Origin of the sequence: Mycobacterium sp. (assembly GCF_049281135.1) — a bacterium.
Classification (GTDB): domain Bacteria; phylum Actinomycetota; class Actinomycetes; order Mycobacteriales; family Mycobacteriaceae; genus Mycobacterium.
Genome location: NZ_JBAPRN010000644.1, coordinates 1 through 3,930, shown reverse-complemented (window position 1 = coordinate 3,930; position 3,930 = coordinate 1). Strand labels below are relative to the sequence as shown.

Sequence of the window (3,930 nt, the reverse complement as noted above, 5' to 3'; positions counted from 1 at the left end):
ACCCCACCCTGGGCGACCAACCCGACACTCCACCACCCCCACCACACCCCCACGACATCGCCTACCTGATCTACACCTCCGGCACCACTGGCACCCCCAAAGCCGTCGCCATCACCCACCACAACGTCACCCAACTCATGAACTCACTCGATGTGGAGCTCCCGCCCGGGCAAGTGTGGTCGCAATGGCACTCCTACAGCTTCGACGTCTCGGTGTGCGAGATCTGGGGAGCCCTTTTGCGCGGTGGGCGTCTCGTGGTGGTGCCCGAGCCGGTAACCCGCTCACCCCACGATCTCCACACCCTGCTCATCACAGAACAAGTCACCGTTCTCAGCCAGACCCCGTCCGCGTTTTATGCATTGCAAACCGCCGATGCGCTCCAGCCTGACCTGGGACGTCAATTCAAGCTTCAGGCCGTGGTGTTCGCCGGTGAAGGGCTGGAACCTCAGCGTCTCAGGCCGTGGCGGAACAATCACCCTGCTCTACCGCGTCTGCTCAACCTTTATGGCACCACCGAGACAACAGTTCATGCCTCGTTCCGGGAAATCATCGACGACGACATCGACAGCACTGTCAGCCCAATTGGCTTGCCATTGGCCAATCTTGGCTTTTTTGTGCTGGATGGTTGGTTGCGGCCGGTGCCGGCGGGTGTGGTGGGTGAGTTGTATGTGGCCGGTCATGGTGTGGGGTTGGGGTATCTGGGCCGGGCGGGGTTGACCGGGTCGCGGTTTGTGGCATGCCCGTTCGGGGCGCCGGGGTCGCGGATGTATCGCACCGGGGACCTGGTGCGCTGGGGCGCTGACGGGCAGCTGCATTGTCTGGGTCGCGCTGATGAGCAGGTCAAGATCCGCGGGTATCGCATCGAACTCGGTGAGGTGCGCGCTGCGCTGGCCGCCCTCGACGGGGTGGCGCAGGCGGTGGTGATCGCCCGCGAGGACCGACCCGGCGACCAGCGGCTGATCGGCTACATCACCGGCACCGCCGATCCCGCCGCCGCGCGTGCCGCGCTGGCCACCCGGCTGCCGGCCTACATGGTTCCCACCGCGGTGGTAGCGCTGAATGCGCTGCCTGTGACGGTCAACGGCAAACTCGACAAACGGGCCCTGCCGGCACCGGAGTACCAAGACGCCGATCGTTACCGCGCACCGGCCGACCCGGTCGAAGAAACCCTCGCCGACATCTACGCCCAGATCCTGGGCGTAGAACACGTCGGGGTCGATGACTCGTTCTTCGACCTCGGCGGGCATTCGCTGTTAGCGATGCGACTGGCAGCGCGAGTCACGGCCGAACTGGGTATCGAGGTCGCAGTCCAAACGGTGTTCGATGAACCCACCGTGGCCCGGATGGCCAAATGGATAAGGCCACGTCTCGGTGCACCGGCAATGGCGGCGTTGACCTTGCGTCAGCGGCGGCACAGCGCTGACATCCACGAGCGATCTGTCACCACATAAGTGGCACCAAGCGATGACGAACCGTCTGGCTGTACTCGCGGTACCCCGTCAACTCTTCCTGGAGCAGCTTCTCCTCGTCGCGGATCCGCACGGCGAGCACGATCAGGCCAGGTACGACAAAGACGAGTCCCCAATACGAACCAAGCGCGAGGGGGATGCCGACCAGCATGATCACATTGCCGGTGTACATGGGGTGTCGCACCATCCCATACAAACCCGTGGAGACAACCGTCTGGCCTGCCTCTACCTGAACGGTTGAGGCCGCGTAGCTGTTCTGAATGAGCACCAGCGCCACCACACCCAGTCCAACGGCTACCAGAACATCACCAACCAAGCAGATTGCCGTCGGTACCGACGACCGGCCAAAGCGATGGTCAAGGACGCTGACCACGACCATTGCTGCCAGTGACAAGTACAAGCCGGCAATAACGACCTTCTGCGCCATTCGAGCCTCCGCTGCCGGCCCTCCACGCATCCGGCGCTGCAACGCATCGGGGTTCGTACGCAGCAGGTAGATGGGGGGAATCCACACCGAAATGGCAACCACCGCAAGAAAAATCCACGCTTGCCAGTAATTGACGGTGCCTGCCGGGACAAACAGCATCAGTCCGAACACTGCGAACTCGACAAGACCGAAGACCAACAACTTGGGAATGGTTTTCACCGGTCCTCCTTCATCGCTTCGGCACCGTGTGCGAACAGTGCACCAACTTAGTTCAACTTGTGTCAAACACGCGTGCGGGGGTCGCCCGCGTAGTAGCCTCCGCGTCATCGGTGGTCCGCGCTGGACCGAAAACACAGCGCAACCCTCGGGGGCACCCAGGGAAGGGAAGACCGATGAGACATGCGAGTCGGATCGGTCGGCTGAGCATTCTGGTGGCCGGGCTGAGCGCTGGGACGGCGTTGGCCTCCTTCCCGGCGATCGCCTCGGCCGATCCATCCATTGACCAGTTCTCGTGGATCGATCAACTGCTGGGTGGTTTGTCAGTCCCCGCCGCCGATGCGGCGGCGCCGTTGGACATGCAGGTCTCCATCAGCGGGATCGACTTGTTCTCCACCGTGAACAACACCGCCACCGCCACCTCAGGCTTCGGCAACTTCGCGATCGCTATCGGCAACGGCGCCAACGCCGACGCCGATGGCGGTTTACTCAACTTCGCATTCGCCAACGGCACCAATACGTTTGCCGACACCCCGGTGGGCGCGGACCTCGATTTTGCAGTCGCCAGCGGTACCGGTAGCTCCGCCAACATCGGGTTGGGCGCGGACCTCGATTTCGCTTTCGCCGACGGCGCCGGCAGCTCCGCCAACATCGGGTTAGGCGCCAGCCTTGACGACGCGACCGCCCTGGGTACGGGTAGTGCTGCGATTGTCGGAGTTGGCAGCAGCCTGAGCTCCGCATTCGCTGACGGCGCCGGTAGCGATGCCGTTACCGGCGCGGGCAACGGCGACTTCGCCACGGCCATCGGCACGGGTAGCAGTGCAATCACCGTTCTGGGCAACGGTGACCTCGCCGCCGCCTCCGGGGGCGGCACTGCGACCGCCGGCGGCTTCCTGGCAAACGCATTCGCCGATGGCCCCAGCAGTACCGCCGAGGCCACCGGTGTCGCCGACTCCGCCACCGCCTTCGGCGGTAATGCCGACGCTCAAGCCAGCGGCATCGGCGACATCGCCGCCATCTTCAACACCGGCGGCGCTCTCGACCAGGCCACTGCGATCACGGGCGACAATCTCCTGGCCGAGGTCATCGGCACCGGCAGCAGCGCCGTCGCCGGGGGTGGCAACTGGGACTTTGCCGCAGCCTTCGGTGACCTGCTCCACGCGATGGCGACCGGTGGCAACTTCATGTTCGACATACTGCCGTCGCTGTAGTGCAGACCGGCTCGCCGCAGGCCTAGGGTTACCGCCATGGCGCGCAGAGCCTTTGCCCACGACGCTGTGGTCGTGATGCAGCCCGATGACAGTCCCAATGCTCTTGGCGGCGCGATCACGAAGGCGTTGTGCGGCGGCTGGGACCATACGCCGCCGTGCCCGCTCGCGCCGCATTACGTGACCAACGACCAGACGGGTGAAATCGTCACGCTCCGTGTGCTTTTCGCGACCGAACCGGCCAACGAGCAGCGGGTACGTTCACTCATCGGCGAGGCACTGGCCACCGGGGAGTTGACCGTTCCGGACGGCGGCGTAGCGCACTGGCAGCTGCGGTCAGCTTCCCCCGGCAGGGTCCGCGCTGACGAAGAAGAGCTTGCCGCCGACCTGGTCGCACATTGAAGTGCTAGCGCCGCCGGCAAGGGAAAGTCAGAAGAAAAGGAACTCCCAGCGCGCCGTGCAGCGGGACCCGCACGGCAAAGAGATCATGCGACCGCTTTGAGGAGGCTTTCGATGACCTGGGCGATGTTGTGGACGGATTCGAAGGTGGATTTTTTGAGGACTTCATCGGGGAATTCGATGTCGAATTCTTCCTCGAGCGCGAGCATGA

Annotated in this window: 4 protein-coding genes; 3 read left to right on the top strand and 1 reads right to left on the bottom strand. The window is 64.0% G+C overall.

The annotated features are described in order from the left end of the window. On the top strand, window positions 1–1,451 hold a 1,451-nt coding region (locus WAN02_RS25390; RefSeq protein ID WP_422267589.1), incomplete at its 5' end, for a non-ribosomal peptide synthetase. On the opposite strand, the gene WAN02_RS25385 is transcribed toward WAN02_RS25390, so the two are convergent. Beyond that, complete coding sequence (locus tag WAN02_RS25385) at window positions 1,441–2,115, bottom strand: methyltransferase family protein (RefSeq protein ID WP_422267587.1); 675 nt, start codon at window positions 2,113–2,115, stop codon at window positions 1,441–1,443. The two genes, WAN02_RS25390 and WAN02_RS25385, sit on opposite strands and share 11 nt — an antisense overlap. 173 nt (window positions 2,116–2,288) lie before the next feature. Between WAN02_RS25385 and WAN02_RS25380 the strand changes: the two genes are divergently transcribed. Both WAN02_RS25380 and WAN02_RS25375 read left to right on the top strand, forming a co-directional pair. After that, window positions 2,289–3,323: a hypothetical protein gene (locus WAN02_RS25380; protein ID WP_422267585.1), complete on the top strand. Its 1,035-nt coding sequence runs from the start codon at window positions 2,289–2,291 to the stop codon at window positions 3,321–3,323. A 36-nt stretch (window positions 3,324–3,359) separates the two neighbouring features. Then, entirely contained in the window at window positions 3,360–3,722 is a 363-nt protein-coding gene (locus WAN02_RS25375; RefSeq protein WP_422267583.1) for a hypothetical protein, read from the top strand. Window positions 3,723–3,930: the final 208 nt, after the last annotated feature.

Bases quoted from the DNA above. Each gene is read 5' to 3' on its own strand.
- WAN02_RS25380 (WP_422267585.1), top strand. From the start codon at position 2,289: ATGAGACATGCGAGTCGGATCGGTCGGCTGAGCATTCTGGTGGCCGGG.
- WAN02_RS25375 (WP_422267583.1), top strand. From the start codon at position 3,360: ATGGCGCGCAGAGCCTTTGCCCACGACGCTGTGGTCGTGATGCAGCCC.